The sequence below is a fragment of the Pseudomonas sp. B14(2022) genome (assembly GCF_012030485.1).
Classification (GTDB): domain Bacteria; phylum Pseudomonadota; class Gammaproteobacteria; order Pseudomonadales; family Pseudomonadaceae; genus Aquipseudomonas.
Map to the genome: position 1 here is coordinate 38,460 of NZ_JAAUVM010000032.1, position 17,640 is coordinate 56,099.

The window sequence follows — 17,640 nt, forward strand, 5'->3', positions numbered from 1 at the left end:
TCGCTCCTACAGTGAGTGCACCGTGAGTGCCTTGATCACCTGATCCACATTGCCCTCCAGCTCCGATACCGGGTCCGCGCCGTCTACGTTCAACACCAGCAGCGTTGAGCCGCCTGCCGTGATAGCGGCTTTCACTGCGTCACTCGGCTGGCGATGATGCAGCACTACGGCCACGTCGTTGTCCTTCAGCGCTGCACTGAGTTTCTGTAATGCCCCAGGCGTCCAATCGGCGTCGGGCCGGGCATCGGTGCTGAGCAGTTCCAGATTCAAACTGCTGATTAGATACGCAAAGTGATCGCTCAAACTGACCACACTCAGGTTGTCCGCCTTGGCCAGTCGCGCCTCGCTGTCGGCGCTGAGCTTGAGCAGGCGTTGCTTGAGGGCGGCCAGGTTGGCGTCGATCTTCGCCTTGGCGCCCGGGGCCAGGCGGCTCAGGTCGGCGGCCAGGACATCGGCCATGCGTCCCAGGTTGTTGCTCGATTGCCACGGCTGGCTGTTCAAACCATCGGTGACGCCAGGTTGCACGGCGATTCCCGGCAAGCCGCCATCCACCGGGCGTGCGGCATCGATTTCGACGATGCGGATATTGCTGCGCCGGGCCACGGGGTAGAGCGGGTCATCGGCCCACAGCGAGCGCAGGCCGATGGCGGCGTCGGCGTCCTGGGCCAGGGTGTTCAGTGCCGTCGCGCCACGCCCGGTGAAGTACGACACCTGTCGCGAGCCCGGCAGGTTGGCGGGGGCCGCGCGCTCAAGCTGCACGTCGGTGCCCTTGAGCAGCACCTGCGCGAGGCCGTAGGTGATCGGCAGCGAGGCCAGGACTTTGACCGGTTTTGCCGCGTGAGCAGCAGGCTTGCCCTCGTTGGCGGCCATCAACGGCGTGGTAATGAAGCAGGCGATGGCGAGCGCCAGAGGTTGAAGAACGGAGCGCATTATCCAAGGTTCCCTTTAAGGCTGGGCACGGTGCCGCGCGCGATGGCGGCAAAGGCAAAGGCGATACCGGCCATCAGGATGATCGCGGCACCGGAGGGGATGGGCAGGTCGAAGATGATCGGCAACAGGATCCCGCACAGGGTGCTGACGGTGGCGATCACCACCGAGATCCAGAAGAAGCCTTTGAGCGACTGGCTCAGCAAGCGTGCCGCCGCGGCCGGAATCACCAGCAGCGCGCCCACCAGGATGGCGCCAATGACCTTGACTGCCGCCACGGTGATCAGCGTCACCAGGATCACGAACAGGTAGTCCAGGGTCTTCACCGCCACGCCACGCACCGCCGCCAATTGCGGGTTGAAGCTGGCGAGCATGATGCGGTTGTACAGCGGCAGCGCCAGCGCCATCACCAGGGCGCCGACAATCGCCAGTACCAGCAAGTCGTTGCCGTTGACCGTCAGCACCGAACCGAACAGCACGTTTTCGAGGATGTGCACGTTGATCTTGCCCGCCAGGATCAGCAGCAGGCTGGCGCCCAGTGCCAGGGACACCGACAGGAACACGCCGATCAAGGTGTCTGGCGCCAGGCCGGTGCGGTTGCGCAGGTAGTTGAGCAGGATGCCGAACAACAGGCAGTAACCGAACAGGCTGCCATAGGGGCCGGTGTAGGGCTCGCCCAGCAGAATGCCCACGGCCACGCCGGTCAGCGCGGCATGACCGACCGCTTCGGAGAAAAACGCAAAGCGCTTGACCACCACCAGCGTGCCCAGGCCGCCCAGCACCGGGCCGATCAGCAGGCCGGCGAGCAGGGCGTTGACGACAAAACCATAGGCCAGCGCTTCCGGCAGGTAACCGGACGATGCCCAGCCCTGGACCATCAGGCGAAACGCTTCATAACTCATTGCGCCGTGCTCCGAGGATGGGTAGAGAACAGTGTCAGCAAGCGGTCCGGCGTCAGCGCCTCTTTCGGCGTGGCGTCGAACAGCAGGCGGCGGTTCAGGCCGGTGACGCGGTCGGCCAGGCGGCCCACGGCTTCCAGGTCGTGCTCGATCCATAGCACGGTGATCCCGGCCAGGCGCCAGTCACTGAGCAAGCGTTCGAACACCTGGATGCCGGCCTCATCGAGGGCCGACATCGGTTCATCGAGGACCAGCAGTTGCGGCGCGGGAATCAACCCCTGGGCCAACAACACGCGCTGGCGCTCGCCGCCAGACAGTGCGCCCATGCGGCGCTTGCGCTTGTCCTGCATGCCGACCCGTTCCAGCGCCTCGCCAATCGCGGCGGCGTACTGTTTGGACAACCCCAGAAACGCCGGACGGCGCTGACACATGGCGGCCATGAAATCGTCGACGGTCATCGGCAAACCACGGTCGAACTCCAGCGCCTGGGGCACATAACCGATGGTGCCGGGCGTGGACGGCCACTGCAGGCTTAACCGACCCTGGTGCGGCGTTTGTCCCAGCAGGGTCTTGATCAGCGAGCTCTTACCGCCGCCGTTGGGGCCCACCAGCGCATGAACACTGCCCGGCTGCACCTGGAAGCTCACGCCGTCGAGGATCACGGTGCGGCCCAGGGTCAGGGACACCTTGTCGAAGTCGAGGGTCGGACCGACGCAGGCGACGTTAAGTTGTTCCGCTGCGGTCATGCCCCCGACTCCTGAATCGCCCGCACCACGGTGTTGAGGTTGCCGGTCATTTCCACTTCGTATTTTTCAGCGCTGTATTCGCCGTAGGAAATATGTGACAGCGGGTACAGCTTGACCCCGGATTCGCGCTGGATGGTGTCGACGTAAGTGGACGGGAAATCCAGCTCCGAGAAGATCACCTTCACGTCCAGGGCGCGCAGTTCATCGATGGTTTTCTTCAACTGGCTGGGGCTCGGCTCGATACCGTGGGCCGGCTCGACCACGGCCGTGACTTCCAGGCCGAACTCGCGCAGCAGGTAATCGTAGGCCGCGTGCACGGTGGCGACGCGCAGGTCCGGGTTGGGCGCGCCGGTCAACTTGGCCAGGGCATCGGCACGCATCTGCCGCAGGCGTTTGCCATAGGCGCGGGCGTTCTGGGTGTAGGTCTTGGCGTTGTCCGGGTCGAGCTTGCCCAGTTCCCGGGCGATGTTGTTGACCTGGGCAATCGACGCACTGATCGACAGGAACGTGTGCGGGTTGACCACCTTGCCGGCACCACGCGCGGCGTTGCCGGTAGCCGCCAGCAGCGGCACATTGGCGTTGGCTTCGATCACCGGGATGTCCGGGCGCTCGCTGGTGGCGATCATGCGGTCGGCGAAGTCGTCATGGCCGACGCCGTTGAGCACGATCACATCCAGGGTGCCGATGCGCTTGATGTCTTCGGCGCGTGGCTCGTAGGCGTGGGGGTTGAAGCCGGCCGGGATCAGCGGCACCACTTCTGCCTTGTCGCCGACGATATTGGCCACGTAGCTGTAATACGGGTGCAGGGTGATACCGATACGCAGGCGTTTGGCCGCCTCGGCATTCGCGAGGGGAGCGAGTATCAGGCTGAACAGGCCAACCAGAAATACGCGCAACAGGGGAGATGAAATAGACATGGGCAATCGGTCTTCTCGTTCAGTGGCGGTGCTGGCGGGTGACGCCGGCATCGAATTGCGCGATCACCTGCTGCCAGCCGGCTGCGATCAGCGCCTGGTCAGTGAGGTCGGCGGGGGTGGCCAGGTCTTTGCTGCGGTTGAGCCAGATGTCCGGCTCGTCACCTTGCACGCGCATGAGCAGCGAGCCACTGGTGGTCGGTGCCTGGCTCAGTCCCAGGTAGGCCGAATTCGCCAGCAACTGCCAGCGATGGTCGCCACGACTGACCGAACTGGCGTCGTGGGCAAACGGCGCAAAGCCTTCTTCGGCCAGTTGCTCGGGAGTGGGCAGGGCGCTTTGCTCTTGCTGCAGCACGTGGATTTCATCCAGCGTGACCCGCAGGTCGGCGTAGATACCTTGTTCGGCGGCGCTCAGGTCGCGGCGGGCGTCCAGTTGATGGCTGGGCACCGCCGCGACCTCCTGGGTTTCACCGTGCAGCGCCACCACCGTTCCCGCCACCGCCAGGATGATCAGGCACAGCAGCAGCACGTAGAGGGTTTCGTGGCCGGCACCGGCGGGGCGTACAACCTGTGTGGTACTCATTGAGCCTGGATATCCGCTTGGTCGATTTCCACCACGTGACCGGGGCCGGCATCAAACAGCACGTAGAACTCGGACGCGGGCTTTTTGAAGGTCAGGGTGGAGTCCTGGCCGAGCTTGCCGGGCACCAGGATGGTTTCGTCGTAGCCGATCACATCCAGGGTCACGCCGGGGGCGCCGCTGCCGTCGGAGAAACCGCCTTTGCACTGGATCTGCTCGCCGGGGATTTCCTTGCATTCGCACATCGGGTTGTGGGCAAAGGCTGTGGTACTGAAACCGGCGCACAGCAACAGCGCGGCGCGGGACAGGCGCTTGAACGTCATGGTTTAACTCCTTGCTTGTTCAGCCAGGCAATGGTGGCAGGCGAGGCCTGGCTCAACGGGATGGAACCCTGGTGCATGGTGCCGTCCCAGCCTTCCATGGTGACCCACAGTTCGGCGTCGACGGGGGTGCGTTCCGGCACGGGCAGGCCGGCACCCATGCGGTACGGGGTGCCGAAGAAAATCACCCCGGCGGCACGCAGGCTGCGCGGTTTGCCGATGCGCAGGTACGTGGCCTTGACCTGGTCGGCGCAGGTGTCACACAGGGCGGCATTGAAGAACTTCATCGGGCCGGCCGGGTCGGGGCGCGGGCCTTCATTGCGGAATTCGGCCAGTTTGAGGCTCCAGGGTCCGACCTGCACATCGCCGGCCACACGCTCGCCGATGCCGGTATCACCGCGAAACAGCGCGGCATCGGCGAAGTATTTGGGCATAAAGCCCAGCGGTACCAGCAACAACAGGACATTGATGTGGAAACGCCATTTCAGCCAAAAGGACCGCAACGGTGAAGGCGGGGTAGCGTTAGCGGACTTGCTCATGAGTTGGCCTCCGAGGTTTCAGCCTGCATGGCCGGGATGGACGCCGGCGCACGTTGCGTCTTGGCTTCGCGCTTGAGAGCGTTGAGGGTGGCCAGGGCAGTGCGCTTGGTCCAGATCAGCAAGCCGCTCAGGACCATCATGCTCAGCACGAGGCCGAAGAACGCCCAGATCAGCTTGATCCAGAGGCCACCGAAGTCGCCGGTGTGCAGGGGCCGCATGGATTCGGTGACGAACTCCAGCTTGGTGCGGTCGGACAGCAGGTGCGACGAGGCGATTTCACCGTCATACGGGTTGATCTGCGCGGTCTGGAACATCAGCGGATACCAGCCTCGCCCGCCGATTTGCAGGTGGCTGTAGGCATTGAGCGGCAGGCTCACGAAACTCGCCTCCAGCCCCGGGATACGTTGGGTAGCGATCGCGATCGCCTCATCCACGGGAATCATCGGTGCCGGCACGCCTGGGGCTGAGGTTGGGACTTTTTCACGGGCGATCACCGGGACGATGGGCTCGCTGGAGATGGAGATCTGGTTATCACCCAGGATTGCCTGGATCAGGAACCAGGTGCCGGTGATGGAAATCACCGCAATAAACCAGATCGACCAGATACCGCTCAGACGGTGGAAGTCGCCCCAGAAAATTCGCGCGCCGTGGCGGATACGCAGGGTCGGCTTGAAAAAGCCTTTCCAGAAGCGCTTGTACACCACCAGCCCGGTGACCAGTGAGGCCAGTAACGGCAAACCGAGCAGCGACACCAGGTACCAGCCCCAGCTGAAGCCATTGGTAAACGGCACCAGCCACCAACCATGCAGGGCGCGGGTGAACTGACGGAAGTCGAACGATGGGCTGATGCCCTGGATCGCCCCGGTGTACGGGTTGACGTAGACCTCTACCGAGCGACCGTCGGGGTAGCTGAGGTCGACACTCAGGGCAAAGTGCGATTCGTCCGGACGACTGAGAGACTGCACGATTACCTGGGGTTCGGCCCGCTTGATGGCGCTGATCACCTGGTCGTAGCTCAGCGGCTCGGCATCATCCGACGGCTTGCTCGCACGGATGTCCGGGTTGGCCAGCCACACGATTTCCTGGCTGACCACCGCCAGGGTGCCGGTGACGCAGACGATCAGTACAAAGAACCAGATGGGCAAGGCCAGCCAGCTATGTACGAGAAACCAGAGTTTTGAGCGTGACTTCTTGGACATGTGAATGAGGGTCTTGATCAGAGGGGGGCGAAAGAGGCCCGAAAAAGGCCAGTCGTAGCTTTTGCTGACGCGACGGGCTGTATCTAAATTAAGACGGATGAGAATGAGAAATCCCCAAGGCCGATATGAAAGAAAATGTTTCAGGTTCACATTCAGTGGGTTTAAGGCGTGCAGGGGTTGATCATGAGGTGGGGAGGAGCCGGCGAACCGGCCCCGATGCTCAGTCTTGCTGGAACATCTCCATGGCGCGTTGACGGATCTGTTCTTCGCTGAGGTCTTCCTTGCGGGTGGCGAGGTACCAGAGGTGACCGTAGGGATCCTTCACGCTGCCCGAGCGGTCGCCATAGAAGCGGTCCTCTGGTTCGGACACCACGCTGGCGCCGGCTGCGACGGCTTGTTTGAACTGCGCGTCCACGTCGTTCACATACAGATGCAAGGCCACACTCGTGCTTTCAGTCGGATTGCCCAGGGACATCTGATCGCAGGGCGTGCCCAGCATGATCGCCGAATCACCAATGCGCAGCTCAGCATGGCCAACCCTGCCATCGGGCATGTCCAGGCGCATGATCTGGGTGGCGCCGAAGGCTTTTTTGTAAAACTCGATAGCCTCTGAGGCTTTGTCGATGCCCATATAGGGCGTGACGCTGTGATAACCCTCCGGAATAGGTTTAACGCTCATATCGTTCTCCTTGATTGGGGTGGTGGTGAACCGGCCTTTTCACTATAGGCCACGCCAATCAAGGGCTCTGTCGGTCCCGACCAGGGGATGCTCAACTGGGTTCCAGCAACTGAGCCCCCGGCCCGCGCTCAGCGAGCTGGTCATCCTGGTTACGCAGCGGGCACGCGTCCATCGACAGGCACCCGCAACCAATGCAGCCATTGAGCTTGTCGCGCAGCAGCATCAGCTTATTGATGCGTTCATCCAGGTCTTCCCGCCACCGCGCGGACAAGCGCTCCCAGTCTTGAGCGTTGGGCGTGCGTCCATTCGGCAGCGTCTGCAAGGCCTCGCCAATCGTCGCCAACGGAATTCCCAGGCGCTGGGCGATCTTGATCACCACCACCCGGCGCAGTACATCCCGGGGATAGCGCCGTTGATTGCCGGCAGTGCGATGACTCTTGATCAGCCCCTTGTTTTCATAGAAGTGCAGGGCCGTGACGGCCACGCCGCTGCGGGCTGCCAGTTGGCCCACGGTGAGTTCCTTGGTAATCATGAAAACTCCGATTAAGCGCTTGACCTTGACTTAACTAGAGGTTTTACCCTGCGTGACATTGAATCGCAAGATTCTGCCTACAGAGAAAGGGGAGTTTTCATGCAGGTATCTGAGAAGAATCGCAGCTTCACTCAGTTGATCGAATTTCACATCGAACCCCAGCAACAAGTGGCGCTGGTGGCCGCCTTGTCCACCCAAAGCGAGCGCCTGGCCCAGGGCCATGGCGGTTTTATCAATGCGAGTGTGCAGGTCAGCGAAGACGGGCGGCGGGTGCTCAATTACCTGCAGTGGCGTTCCCGCGAGGACGGTGAAGCGGCGTTCCAGTGCTTTGAGCATGGCGAGGAGGATTTCTGGACGCTGATTCGCGCGCACCAGGCCACGGCCGTGACCTTCGGTTCGTTCCAGGTGCTGCGCAGTTTCGAGCGCAGCCATGACAACGCGTTGCACTGCCGGCTAAATGGATAGATGCAGCATCCGTTCGCCTTGCACATTTTCCCCGGGGCGGCGCTTGTTTACCGCCAACTCGCCGATCTTGATCAGGCGCGTGCGCGTGACGTTGCGGCTCAGCCCCAGCAGGTTGGCGGTGTGCACCTGGTTGTAATGGCTGAAGCGGTAGGCGGCGCGCAATAGCGCATCTTCGACCTTTTCGTGCAGGGCGCCGGCCTGTTCTTCGAAGAGCTTTTGAAACGCGCGCTCCAGCAAGGCCTCAGCGCTGTTGTCGGTGCCGTGCTGGCTGTCGTCCTGGCGCTCGATGCGCATGTTCGACAGGCGCAGGTCGTCGCGTTCGATCACGCCGTTACGGCAGATCAGCAGGGTGTGGTGAATCACGTTTTCCAGCTCGCGGATATTGCCCGGCCAGCTGTAGCTCTTTAGCTTGTGTTCGGCTTCGCGGCTGATGGTGATCGGGCCGTAGCCCAGGCGCTGGCTGTAGGCTTCGATAAAATGCCGGGTCAGCGGCAGGATATCGCCGGGGCGCTCGCGCAGCGGGCTGAGCTCGAGGCTGACCACGTCAAGGCGGTAGTAGAGGTCTTCGCGGAAGTGCCCGGCGTTGATGGCCTTTTCCAGTTGTACGTTGGTGGCGGCCAGTACGCGCACATCGATCGCAATGCTCTTACGCGAACCCAGGCGCACCACTTCACGCTCCTGCAGCACCCGCAGCAACTTGACCTGGATGGGCATCGGCAAATCGCCGATTTCATCGAGGAACAAGGTGCCACCATCTGCCTCTTCGAACCAGCCGGCCTTGGCACTCAGGGCGCCGGTAAACGCGCCTTTTTCATGGCCGAACAGCTCGGCTTCCACCAGGGATTCAGAGAACGCGCCGCAGTTCACCGCTACGAACGGCCGGTTGCGCCGCGCGCTGAGGTTGTGGATATGGCGCGCCACCAGCTCTTTACCGGTTCCGGTCTCGCCGATGATCAGCACGCTGGCTTCGCTGGGCGCCACTTGCTGGATATGGTCGAGCAGCGCCTTGGATTTCGGGTCTTCGAAGACCTGCGCCGTGGCGCGAATCGACGTCGCGAGGGCGGGCGAGGGCGGTAAGGTTAGAAGCTGCATGGGCACCTCTTTTTATGAGTAGAACGTCGGAATCGGCAGGGATTGGTTCAACGCCCAGTCCCCCAGTTCGTGGAGTTTGTAGTCGACCGGGTCGTGCAGGGTTTGTGTGCGCAGGTTGCGCCAATGGCGGTCCAGACGCAGTGAAGCGTGGGTGGAGCGTGCGCCGGTGACTTCAAACAGGCGGCTGCACAGGTCCAGGCCTTGGCGGGTGGCGGCGACCTTGGCGGTCGCAATGGCAATCGCCAGTTGGCCGCGTTCGTGTTCGCTGAGGTGGGGGCCTTTGGCCCAGGCGTGGTCGAGCAATTCGGCGGCACGCTCCACCAATAGACGCACGCCTTCCAGCGCCACCCAGAATTCGCCGTAGTGATGCAACACGTAAGGGTCCTGGCGCACGTCTTCGGTCGAGGACTTGTGCCAGGAACGGGTCTCGGTGAGCGTGTAGTTGCGTGCTTCTTCGAATGCACCTTCGGCGATGCCGAGGAACATATGGGTGAAGGTCAACTGGGCGATCAGCGGGCGCAGGCAGGCAAAAGGCGTGCTCAGCGGGCCCGGGTCGAGCAGCAATTCCGACTCCTCGACGCGCACCCGTTCGAAGCTGGCGCTACCGCTGTCGGTCTGGCGTTGGCCGATGTTGTTCCAGTCGTTGTGCAGGGTGATGCCACTGCGTCCGCTGGGGATGGCGGCGATCAGCAGCTTGCCGCCGGCGCTTTCATCCACCGCCGAGGCAATCAGCATTTCCGAGTCGCTGGCGCCGGAGCAGAAGCTCTTTTTGCCGGAGAACTCACGCCAGCCGCCGAAGTCCTTGACCACCGTGCGTGTGTCCAATGGGTTGAGGGCGTTGCCCCAGAACCAGTTTTTGCGCGCGGTCTGTTCGAACCACGGTTGCCACTGGTCCGGCCGCGAGAACAGGCGCACGGTGGCGAGCATCAGGTGGTGGAAGCCGAAGACGTGGGCAATGGAGCTGTCGACCTTGGCGAACTCGCGCACGATGGCCAGGGTGTCACCCCAGCGGGCGCCGAGGCCACCGTATTGGGTGGGAATGCTCAGGGCCAGCAGGCCGCTTTGGCGCAGGGCATCACGTTCGGTCTTGGGAGTGCCACCGCGCTCGTCGCGTTCGACGGCGGTGAGGGCGAATTCGGCGACCAGCAATCTGGCGGTCTGCAACGGTGATGGCAGGACGCTGTGGGGTTTGGCTGTCACGGGGTTTCCTCTTTATAAGCGGGAACGACCAATGCCGCTCCCGCTGCTGCGCCGATCAGGCCTTGGCTGGCAGAACATCGTTGGCAATCATTTCGCCGAACGGGCCAGTGAGGTTGGTGATGCCGCGTCCGGCCAGGCTGGCATAGGGTTCCGGCAGCAGCGGGAACACCAGCTCGGCAAAGCGATAGGCTTCTTCCAGGTGCGGGTAGCCGGAGAAGATGAAGCTCTCGATGCCCAGGTCGGCGTATTCCTTGATGCGTTCGGCCACTTGCTGCGGGTTGCCCACCAGCGCGGTACCGGCACCGCCGCGCACCAGGCCGACACCGGCCCACAGGTTGGGGGCGATTTCCAGGTTGTCGCGGCGCCCGTCGTGCAGGGCGGCCATACGGCGTTGGCCTTCGGAATCAAAGCGCGAGAAGGATTTTTGCGCAGCGGCGATGGTGTCGTCGCTGATGTGCTCGATCAGCTTGTCGGCAGCTTTCCACGCGTCCTCTTCGGTCTCGCGCACGATCACGTGCAGGCGAATGCCGAACTTCACCGTACGCCCGTGGCGGGCAGCGCGCTCACGCACATCTGCGAGTTTTTCGGCGACGGCGGCGGGCGGCTCGCCCCAGGTCAGGTACACATCCACCTGTTCGGCGGCGAGGTCGTGGGCGGCATCGGAGGAGCCGCCGAAATACAGCGGTGGATAAGGCTTCTGCACCGGTGGGTAAAGGGCCTTGGCGTTCTGCACGCGCAGGTGTTTGCCTTCGAAATCTACTGACTCGCCCTGCAACACGCGGCGCCAGATCTGTAGGAATTCGTCGGAGACTTCGTAGCGTTCGCTGTGGTCGAGGAAGCTGCCGTCGCCGCGGTTCTCATCGGGATCGCCGCCGGTGACCACATTGATCAGCAAGCGGCCGTTGGACAGGCGATCCAGGGTCGCCGCCATGCGGGCAGAAACGGTCGGCGAGATGATGCCCGGGCGAATTGCCACCAGGAAACGCAGGCGTTCGGTCAGCGGCACCAGCGCCGAGGCGATGACCCAGGAGTCTTCGCATGAGCGGCCGGTAGGAATCAGCACGCCGTGGTAACCCAGGCTGTCAGCCGCCTGCGCGACTTGCTTCAGATAATTGAGGGTGACCGGCCGTGCACCTTGGGTGGTACCCAGGTAATGACCGTCGCCATGTGTCGGCAGAAACCAGAAAACATCCATGACCAATCCTTAAGCGATTTTCAGCAGAGAGGGGGAGTGCGCAGCAAACAACGGCGCTGCGCGTTCTGCCGCAAGACGTATCCGGCCCTTCAAGGGCTCACTGGTTATTTGGTAGTCGGTGAAGTCGGCCTCTGTGGCGTACACGCCGATCGGTAGGGTGAGGGCCTGGAAGAAGCTGAACAGCGGACGCAGTTGATGATCGAGGACCAGCGCGTGGCGTTCACTGCCGCCGGTGGCGGCGAGCAGTACCGGTGTGTTGATCAGGGCGTTGAGGCCAATCAGGTCAAACAGGTGCTTGAGCAGGCCAGGGTAGGAACCGCGATAGACCGGTGCAGCGACGATCAGCAGGTCGGCCTGTTCGATGGCCACCAGTTGGGCTTCGACCTCGGCGGGCAATTCATCGCGTGACAGCGCACCACCCAGGGGCCGGGCAATGTCGCCCAATTCGATCAGGGTGGTCTGGATCGGCAGTAAGGTCGCCAGCTCAGCCAGTACGGCTTGGGTCAGCACGAGGGTACGGGACGGACGCCAGGTTCCGCCGGAGAGGGCGACGACATTCAGGGGACGGGTCATGAACAGTTCCTTTATCAACAGTGGTTCATAGCAGGTGGGGTGCAACGTGTTCAGCAAGAGCTGTACCAACGGCTGCAGGCCTTGATCGGCGTGGGTTGCAGGTTCACTGCTGAAAATGCTGCTGTTGTCTGACTGGTGATTTGTTGAATGGCTGTTGCCTGGCAAACAGTTGCGTGGCGAACAGTGCGGGTTCGGTGTGAGCCATTTATAGAAGGTTGCAGTTATTCCGTAAATGAACGTATTTCCATATTTATAGATCATAAGGAAATATGTCGTTTCCTATCGAGGGTGCCTAGGTGGTCGATAGCGACTATCACGGCCGGTGATTTTTCACCGCGCAACGGCGGGAGTAGCCTGTGTTCATTGACTCGAAACCTTCTTTGCAGGGCTACCGCCATGAACCGATTTCTCGCTGTTTCCTTATTAATTGTCACTTCCGTCCTCGCCGGCTGTGCGACCCATCCTTCGCCCGAATTACGGCCCTACTCAGCGGAAGAAACCAAGCAGTTGGCCTTGGAAGCACTGAGCCGTCGTGGGTTGTCGTTTGATGAGTACCAGCAGCAGCGCGCCGCACTGACCGGCCAGCCACAGAAACCCTTTGGCTTTGATCGCCAGGGCGAAATGAACGCCGAACGCAGCGTGACCTTGCATGGTCGTCCCAGTTGAGCCTGCGCCGAATGGAAAAAAGCCCGAGGATTCCCTTAAGGAACCTCGGGCTTTTTGTTTGCCATGGCGTGACTTCAGCCTGTTAAGCTGAATTTCAGGAGCGTTCCTACGCACATTTACTTAAAGTTGTCCTTCTTTAATGGCATTCGATCCGGTAAACCTGACGACCTCTGTTCCGGCCGATGCCCCTGAGACGCTGCTCTCGGGGACCTGCTTTGCGAGTCTTAACTGTCATGAATAAACGTCCGCTGTATTTCGACTACGCCGCCACCACCCCGGTGGACGAGCGCGTCATCCAGGTGATGGTCGAGTGTCTGGGCTTCAACGCCAACTTCGGTAACCCCGCGTCCAGTTCTCATGCGTTCGGCCAAGCGGCCCGGCAAACGGTTGAACAGGCGCGTCGCCAGGTGGCCGAGTTGGTGGGCGCACAGCCTGAACAGATCGTCTGGACCTCAGGCGCCACTGAATCCAACAACCTCGCGATCAAGGGCGTTGCCCAGGCGCGGGGGGTGGCGGGCGGGCATATCATCACCAGCCAGATCGAACACAAGGCCACGCTGGATACCGCGCGGCAGTTGCAGGAAGCCGGTGTGGCCGTGACTTACCTGGTGCCGGACGCCGACGGGTTGATCAGCGCCGAGGCAGTCAGCGAGGCATTGCGTGAAGACACCTTTCTGGTATCGCTGATGCTGGTGAATAACGAACTGGGCACCCTCAATGACGTCCCGGCCATCGGCGCGCGCGTGCGTGAGCATGGCGCGTTATTGCATGTCGACGCGGCGCAAGGGGCGGGCAAGGTGACGATCGATTTGGCGCAGTGGCCGGTGGACCTGATGTCGTTTTCCGCGCACAAGCTGTATGGCCCCAAGGGGATTGGTGCGTTGTATGTCGGCCCCCGGGCGCAACAGAAAGTGTTGGCACAGATTCATGGTGGCGGTCACGAAGGTGGCCTGCGCTCTGGTACCCTGGCCACCCATCAGATTGCGGGCATGGGCGCGGCGTTCGCCCTGGCGGCGGCGTCTTTTGCTGAGGAGAAGGCCGTGATTGTGGCCTTGCGTCAGCGCCTGCTGGACCAGTTGGAGACCATCGGTGGCGTGCGCCTCAACGGCAGTCCTGCGCAGCGCATTCCTCACACCCTCAGCCTTACCTTCAGCGAAGGTGAGTTTGACGCTGCGGCATTGAGTGCCGGCATCGCCTTTTCTGCGACCTCTGCGTGCAATTCAGCCAGCAATGCGCCTTCCCACGTGCTGCTTGCGTTGGGCCATGACGTGCGTTCTGCCAGCCGTACCATACGTTTGAGCCTTGGCCGGTTTACCACCGAGCAGGATATCGACCAGGCTGTGCAATTGATCAAGGCCGCACTGGCCAGCGCCCCGGCGTTCTGGGCCGTCTGATTTTTTCATAACAATTATTAGTGGTTAGCAGGAGACACAATGAGTACGCAGCCCTTGACCTATGGAACGGTTCCCCAGCGCCTGGCGCACATCCGCGAACTGATGAGTCACGAGGGCATCCATGCCCTGCTGGTGCCGTCGGCTGACCCGCATCTGTCCGAGTACTTGCCGGGTTACTGGCAGGGGCGTCAATGGTTGTCGGGCTTCCATGGTTCGGTAGGCACGCTGATTGTCACTGCGGATTTCGCCGGTGTCTGGGCCGACAGCCGTTACTGGGAACAGGCCACCAAGGAGCTCAAGGGCAGCGGCATTGAATTGGTCAAGCTGCAACCGGGCCAACCCGGGCCGCTGGAATGGCTGGCCGAGCAGACGCCGGAAGGCGGCGTGGTGGCAGTGGACGGCGCGGTGATGGCTGTCGCTTCTGCGCGCACGTTGGGCGCCAAGTTGGCAGAACGTGGCGCTCGCCTGCGTACCGATATCGACATACTCGATGCCGTTTGGAAAGATCGTCCGAGCCTGCCGAACCAGCCGATCTATGAGCATCTGCCGCCTCAGGCGACCGTCAGCCGTGGCGATAAACTTGCCGCACTGCGCGCCAGTTTGAAAGAGAAGGGCGCTGACTGGCACTTCATCGCGACCCTGGATGACATCGCCTGGCTGTTCAACCTGCGCGGAGGCGATGTTTCGTTTAATCCGGTGTTTGTTTCGTTTGCCTTGATCAATCAACAACAGGCCACGTTGTTTGTGGCGCTGAGTAAAGTTGATTCAGATTTGCGCGCGGTGCTTGCGCAGGATGGCGTGACGTTGCGCGATTACAGCGAAGTGGCGGATGCCCTGCGTGCAGTGCCATCGGGTGCCAGCTTGCAAGTTGACCCCGCCCGCGTGACTGCCGGTTTGCTGGAAAACCTGGATGCCGGCGTCAAGCTGATTGAAGGCCTGAACCCGACCACACTGGCCAAATCCCGCAAAAGCCTGGCGGACGCGGAACACATTCGCCGGGCCATGGAGCAGGACGGCGCGGCCCTTTGCGAATTCTTCGCCTGGCTGGAGAGTGCGCTGGGTCGTGAGCGCATCACTGAGCTGACCATCGATGAGTACCTGACGGCTGCTCGCAGCCGTCGCCCCGATTATGTGTCGCTGAGCTTCAATACCATCGCCGCATTCAATGCCAACGGTGCGATGCCGCATTACCACGCGACCGAAGATGAGCATGCGGTGATCGAAGGCGATGGATTGCTGCTGATCGACTCAGGTGGCCAGTACCTGGGTGGCACCACGGACATCACTCGGATGGTGCCTATTGGCACGCCGAGCAACGAACAGAAACGTGACTGCACCCGTGTACTAAAGGGCGTTATTGCATTGTCCCGTGCACATTTCCCCAAGGGGATTTTGTCACCGCTGCTGGATTCCATTGCCCGCGCGCCGATTTGGGCTGAAGGCGTGGACTACGGCCACGGTACCGGGCATGGCGTAGGCTATTTCCTCAATGTGCATGAAGGCCCACAAGTGATCGCCTATCAGGCGGCCCCTGCGCCGCAAACCGCGATGCAGCCAGGGATGATCACCTCCATCGAGCCGGGCACCTACCGCCCTGGACGCTGGGGCGTGCGTATCGAGAACCTGGTATTGAACTGCGAAGCAGGCAAGACCGAATTTGGTGAGTTCCTCTCGTTTGAAACCCTGACCTTGTGCCCGATCGACACCCGTTGCCTGGAGCCGTCGCTGCTCACTGCGGATGAGCGCGAGTGGTTCAACGCGTATCACGCCCAGGTGCGTGAACGCCTGAGCCCGCTGCTCAGCGGTGCTGCGTTGGAGTGGCTGCAGATGCGCACGATGGCCATTTAACCTGTTGCAAAATCAGGAGCTGCAATAATTTAGTTGCAGCGCCGCGAAGGGACGGGGTTGTATCAGGCATTTATATGAGCAGTCGATGGTGACTGCTCGGAGGAGATCACTTGCAGATGACGATCATGCTGCGGCTGGTATAGCCGGCAGGGTTGATGCCGAAGGGGTAGTCCCCTGGCTCCTCGGAATTGTCACCGGACTTGGCGATAACCCGGTAGCCCTTGGCGCCGCAAGAGTTGGTTGCACTGGTGTAGCACTGATCCCAGGAAGAAGACAGGCCGGAACAGTTGATATGCAGCCCTTTTTTGCCGCGTTTTACTTCTGTCTTGGTAGTCGCGGCACAGCCAGCAATGGCCAGGACCATTAACAGTATCAAAATTCGCTTCATTCCTATCCTTAATAGCCACTTCGCAATGCTCGAAGTCGGCTCTACTCGCTCTCGAGTGTAGCGTTCGTGCTGTCCTTGTCGAAAAACTCCATGAATGACATTCGTTTGCAGTTTAAACATGGCCTAAATACGCAGCAAATACCAGAGCAACTTTCAAAGATGATTCAATCTGCCGGAACCAGCGGCTTTGAGTCATTGCGCATTGTCAGTGTCGCGCCTACCGAGGCCAGGATAATGCAGCTTATGGCCAGCCATTGCGGTAGGGAGAGGTGTTCCTGTAGGAAGAAAAGTCCCGAGAGCGCGCCGAAAGCAGGCTCAATGCTCATAAGCGTTCCGAAGGTGCGGGCGGGGAGGCGTGTCAGCGCTACCATCTCCAGGGTGTAGGGAAGTGCAGTGGACAGAATCGCGACACCGATGGCGACCGGGATCAATGCAGGGGTCAGTAGCGCGGTACCGGCATGGACAATGCCGATGGGCGCAACAAACAGGGCAGCGATCATCACACCCAGGGCGGCGGTTTGGACGCCGTTGTCGTTACCCGCTTTCTGTCCGAACAGAATGTAGAGTGCCCAGCACACACCCGCACCCAATGCATAGGCCGCGCCGACCAGGTCGATTCCGCTGCTGGCTTCTCCCGAGGGAATTAACAGGAGCAGGCCGACGATCGCGAGGGCGATCCACAGGAAGTCTATCGCTCGGCGCGATGCGTAGATTGCGACGGCGAGCGGTCCGGTGAATTCAAGGGCTACGGCAATTCCTAAGGGAACGCTGCGCAAGGACATATAGAAGAGGAAGTTCATGCCACCCAGGGCCATCCCGTAGACGACCACGGTACGCAGGGATTTTGCGGTCAGCCTGGCGCGCCATGGTCGCAATATCAGCAGCATGATTACGCTGGCGAAGATCAGGCGCAGGGTTGTGGTGCCTTGTGCTCCCACAATCGGGAACATGCTTTTGGCCAGTGATGCTCCGGACTGGATGGAGGCCATAGCGATCAACAGTAGGCCGACCGGAAACAATGCCGAGGCCAAACTGCGGTGGGAGGTGGTCATTGGGGTGTTCGTCCAAGGTCATATTTGAGAAGCCGGGGCCGCTATGATGCTTAACTGTTGTATGTTGAGCAATATATTGCTCAAATTTACAGCGGTGGCCTGCTATATATAGAGGGATTTTAAGGTTGGTAGGTGCTTTGATAGGAAAACCAAATTAAGTGTTGACGGCAGATTCTGGAAGTCTATAATTCGCCCCACTTCCGGCGCAGTCGAAACGTAAAACTCCTTGCTAAACAAAGGGTTATGCAGGATTAGACGGCGAGTTGCTTCAGTTCATCGAAGCCCAGAAGGAGTTGATAGAGTCGTGTTGTTTGGCGCTATTAACGATTCGATCTTCTCGGTCGAAAGCGGAGAAAAAGAGGTGTTGACAGCAGCGTGTAACGCTGTAGAATTCGCCTCCCGCTAACGAGAGATCGGAAGCGCAAGTGGTTG

Annotated in this window: 20 protein-coding genes; 4 read left to right on the forward strand and 16 right to left on the reverse strand. The window is 61.1% G+C overall.

Translation table 11 applies throughout. From position 1 onward, the window contains the following. Positions 1–6: 6 nt before the first annotated feature. The 10 genes from HCF10_RS29020 to soxR form a co-directional block, all read right to left on the reverse strand. Positions 7–930 (reverse strand): metal ABC transporter solute-binding protein, Zn/Mn family, encoded by a 924-nt coding sequence (locus tag HCF10_RS29020; RefSeq protein WP_167656912.1) that lies wholly within the window; start codon positions 928–930, stop codon positions 7–9. After that, positions 930–1,829: a metal ABC transporter permease gene (locus HCF10_RS29025; protein ID WP_131699194.1), complete on the reverse strand. Its 900-nt coding sequence runs from the start codon at positions 1,827–1,829 to the stop codon at positions 930–932. Before HCF10_RS29025 ends, HCF10_RS29020 begins: the two co-directional genes overlap by 1 nt. After that, entirely contained in the window at positions 1,826–2,572 is a 747-nt protein-coding gene (locus HCF10_RS29030) for a metal ABC transporter ATP-binding protein (protein ID WP_167656913.1), read from the reverse strand. The genes HCF10_RS29025 and HCF10_RS29030 overlap by 4 nt, the downstream gene beginning before the upstream one ends. Further along, on the reverse strand, positions 2,569–3,489 hold the full coding sequence (locus tag HCF10_RS29035; protein WP_167656914.1) for a metal ABC transporter substrate-binding protein: 921 nt from the start codon (positions 3,487–3,489) through the stop codon (positions 2,569–2,571). The genes HCF10_RS29030 and HCF10_RS29035 overlap by 4 nt, the downstream gene beginning before the upstream one ends. Before the next feature lie 19 nt (positions 3,490–3,508). Beyond that, complete coding sequence (locus tag HCF10_RS29040; RefSeq protein WP_167656915.1) at positions 3,509–4,069, reverse strand: DUF6162 family protein; 561 nt, start codon at positions 4,067–4,069, stop codon at positions 3,509–3,511. Beyond that, entirely contained in the window at positions 4,066–4,389 is a 324-nt protein-coding gene (locus HCF10_RS29045) for a hypothetical protein (RefSeq protein ID WP_131699197.1), read from the reverse strand. Before HCF10_RS29045 ends, HCF10_RS29040 begins: the two co-directional genes overlap by 4 nt. Then, on the reverse strand, positions 4,386–4,925 hold the full coding sequence (locus HCF10_RS29050) for a thiamine pyrophosphate-binding protein (RefSeq protein WP_131699198.1): 540 nt from the start codon (positions 4,923–4,925) through the stop codon (positions 4,386–4,388). Before HCF10_RS29050 ends, HCF10_RS29045 begins: the two co-directional genes overlap by 4 nt. After that, the gene (locus HCF10_RS29055; protein ID WP_167656916.1) at positions 4,922–6,124 is read right to left on the reverse strand and encodes a PepSY-associated TM helix domain-containing protein; all 1,203 of its coding nucleotides are present in this window, start codon (positions 6,122–6,124) and stop codon (positions 4,922–4,924) included. The genes HCF10_RS29050 and HCF10_RS29055 overlap by 4 nt, the downstream gene beginning before the upstream one ends. A gap of 220 nt (positions 6,125–6,344) precedes the next feature. Further along, on the reverse strand, positions 6,345–6,803 hold the full coding sequence (locus HCF10_RS29060) for a VOC family protein (protein ID WP_145338802.1): 459 nt from the start codon (positions 6,801–6,803) through the stop codon (positions 6,345–6,347). Positions 6,804–6,894: 91 nt separating this feature from the next. Then, a complete protein-coding gene (soxR, locus tag HCF10_RS29065; protein WP_131699201.1) occupies positions 6,895–7,335 on the reverse strand; it encodes a redox-sensitive transcriptional activator SoxR in 441 nt (146 codons plus the stop codon). Positions 7,336–7,434: 99 nt separating this feature from the next. On the opposite strand from soxR, the gene HCF10_RS29070 reads away from it, so the two are divergent. After that, positions 7,435–7,800 carry an antibiotic biosynthesis monooxygenase gene (locus tag HCF10_RS29070; protein WP_065924540.1) on the forward strand — a complete coding sequence of 122 codons (366 nt, stop codon included), beginning with the start codon at positions 7,435–7,437 and terminating at the stop codon, positions 7,798–7,800. Here the strand turns inward: HCF10_RS29070 and HCF10_RS29075 are convergent. From HCF10_RS29075 to msuE, 4 genes are read right to left on the reverse strand one after another with little or no spacing between them, the layout of a single operon-like run. Next, complete coding sequence (locus tag HCF10_RS29075) at positions 7,789–8,892, reverse strand: sigma-54 interaction domain-containing protein (RefSeq protein WP_131699202.1); 1,104 nt, start codon at positions 8,890–8,892, stop codon at positions 7,789–7,791. The genes HCF10_RS29070 and HCF10_RS29075 overlap by 12 nt on opposite strands. A 12-nt stretch (positions 8,893–8,904) precedes the next feature. Then, a complete protein-coding gene (locus tag HCF10_RS29080) occupies positions 8,905–10,092 on the reverse strand; it encodes an acyl-CoA dehydrogenase family protein (RefSeq protein ID WP_167656917.1) in 1,188 nt (395 codons plus the stop codon). Positions 10,093–10,147: 55 nt separating this feature from the next. Beyond that, complete coding sequence (gene ssuD / locus HCF10_RS29085; RefSeq protein ID WP_145338804.1) at positions 10,148–11,287, reverse strand: FMNH2-dependent alkanesulfonate monooxygenase; 1,140 nt, start codon at positions 11,285–11,287, stop codon at positions 10,148–10,150. 9 nt (positions 11,288–11,296) lie between these two features. Further along, positions 11,297–11,860 (reverse strand): FMN reductase, encoded by a 564-nt coding sequence (gene msuE, locus HCF10_RS29090; protein WP_131699205.1) that lies wholly within the window; start codon positions 11,858–11,860, stop codon positions 11,297–11,299. Between the two features lie 396 nt (positions 11,861–12,256). Between msuE and HCF10_RS29095 the strand changes: the two genes are divergently transcribed. The 3 genes from HCF10_RS29095 (at position 12,257) to HCF10_RS29105 (ending at position 15,768) form a co-directional block, all read left to right on the forward strand. Continuing rightward, positions 12,257–12,526 carry a hypothetical protein gene (locus HCF10_RS29095; protein ID WP_131699206.1) on the forward strand — a complete coding sequence of 90 codons (270 nt, stop codon included), beginning with the start codon at positions 12,257–12,259 and terminating at the stop codon, positions 12,524–12,526. A gap of 233 nt (positions 12,527–12,759) precedes the next feature. Continuing rightward, positions 12,760–13,920, forward strand: a complete 1,161-nt coding sequence (locus tag HCF10_RS29100) for a cysteine desulfurase family protein (protein ID WP_131699207.1) — start codon at positions 12,760–12,762, stop codon at positions 13,918–13,920. Between the two features lie 39 nt (positions 13,921–13,959). Continuing rightward, positions 13,960–15,768 (forward strand): aminopeptidase P family protein, encoded by a 1,809-nt coding sequence (locus HCF10_RS29105; protein ID WP_131699208.1) that lies wholly within the window; start codon positions 13,960–13,962, stop codon positions 15,766–15,768. A 106-nt stretch (positions 15,769–15,874) separates the two neighbouring features. Here HCF10_RS29105 and HCF10_RS29110 read toward each other — a convergent pair whose 3' ends face one another. Further along, positions 15,875–16,156: a hypothetical protein gene (locus HCF10_RS29110; protein ID WP_048730152.1), complete on the reverse strand. Its 282-nt coding sequence runs from the start codon at positions 16,154–16,156 to the stop codon at positions 15,875–15,877. A 164-nt stretch (positions 16,157–16,320) separates the two neighbouring features. After that, positions 16,321–17,208 (reverse strand): threonine/homoserine exporter RhtA, encoded by an 888-nt coding sequence (rhtA, locus tag HCF10_RS29115; protein ID WP_145338808.1) that lies wholly within the window; start codon positions 17,206–17,208, stop codon positions 16,321–16,323. Between the last annotated feature and the right edge of the window lie 432 nt (positions 17,209–17,640).

What these genes read in the sequence shown, in the direction of transcription:
- HCF10_RS29095 (WP_131699206.1), top strand. Translation starts at nt 12,257, where the DNA reads ATGAACCGATTTCTCGCTGTTTCCTTATTAATTGTCACTTCCGTCCTC.
- HCF10_RS29025 (WP_131699194.1), bottom strand. Translation starts at nt 1,829, where the DNA reads ATGAGTTATGAAGCGTTTCGCCTGATGGTCCAGGGCTGGGCATCGTCC.
- HCF10_RS29100 (WP_131699207.1), top strand. Translation starts at nt 12,760, where the DNA reads ATGAATAAACGTCCGCTGTATTTCGACTACGCCGCCACCACCCCGGTG.
- HCF10_RS29045 (WP_131699197.1), bottom strand. Translation starts at nt 4,389, where the DNA reads ATGACGTTCAAGCGCCTGTCCCGCGCCGCGCTGTTGCTGTGCGCCGGT.
- HCF10_RS29075 (WP_131699202.1), bottom strand. Translation starts at nt 8,892, where the DNA reads ATGCAGCTTCTAACCTTACCGCCCTCGCCCGCCCTCGCGACGTCGATT.
- HCF10_RS29030 (WP_167656913.1), bottom strand. Translation starts at nt 2,572, where the DNA reads ATGACCGCAGCGGAACAACTTAACGTCGCCTGCGTCGGTCCGACCCTC.
- HCF10_RS29040 (WP_167656915.1), bottom strand. Translation starts at nt 4,069, where the DNA reads ATGAGTACCACACAGGTTGTACGCCCCGCCGGTGCCGGCCACGAAACC.
- HCF10_RS29070 (WP_065924540.1), top strand. Translation starts at nt 7,435, where the DNA reads ATGCAGGTATCTGAGAAGAATCGCAGCTTCACTCAGTTGATCGAATTT.
- HCF10_RS29105 (WP_131699208.1), top strand. Translation starts at nt 13,960, where the DNA reads ATGAGTACGCAGCCCTTGACCTATGGAACGGTTCCCCAGCGCCTGGCG.
- HCF10_RS29060 (WP_145338802.1), bottom strand. Translation starts at nt 6,803, where the DNA reads ATGAGCGTTAAACCTATTCCGGAGGGTTATCACAGCGTCACGCCCTAT.
- soxR (WP_131699201.1), bottom strand. Translation starts at nt 7,335, where the DNA reads ATGATTACCAAGGAACTCACCGTGGGCCAACTGGCAGCCCGCAGCGGC.
- HCF10_RS29050 (WP_131699198.1), bottom strand. Translation starts at nt 4,925, where the DNA reads ATGAGCAAGTCCGCTAACGCTACCCCGCCTTCACCGTTGCGGTCCTTT.
- HCF10_RS29110 (WP_048730152.1), bottom strand. Translation starts at nt 16,156, where the DNA reads ATGAAGCGAATTTTGATACTGTTAATGGTCCTGGCCATTGCTGGCTGT.
- HCF10_RS29055 (WP_167656916.1), bottom strand. Translation starts at nt 6,124, where the DNA reads ATGTCCAAGAAGTCACGCTCAAAACTCTGGTTTCTCGTACATAGCTGG.
- msuE (WP_131699205.1), bottom strand. Translation starts at nt 11,860, where the DNA reads ATGACCCGTCCCCTGAATGTCGTCGCCCTCTCCGGCGGAACCTGGCGT.
- HCF10_RS29020 (WP_167656912.1), bottom strand. Translation starts at nt 930, where the DNA reads ATGCGCTCCGTTCTTCAACCTCTGGCGCTCGCCATCGCCTGCTTCATT.
- rhtA (WP_145338808.1), bottom strand. Translation starts at nt 17,208, where the DNA reads ATGACCACCTCCCACCGCAGTTTGGCCTCGGCATTGTTTCCGGTCGGC.
- ssuD (WP_145338804.1), bottom strand. Translation starts at nt 11,287, where the DNA reads ATGGATGTTTTCTGGTTTCTGCCGACACATGGCGACGGTCATTACCTG.
- HCF10_RS29035 (WP_167656914.1), bottom strand. Translation starts at nt 3,489, where the DNA reads ATGTCTATTTCATCTCCCCTGTTGCGCGTATTTCTGGTTGGCCTGTTC.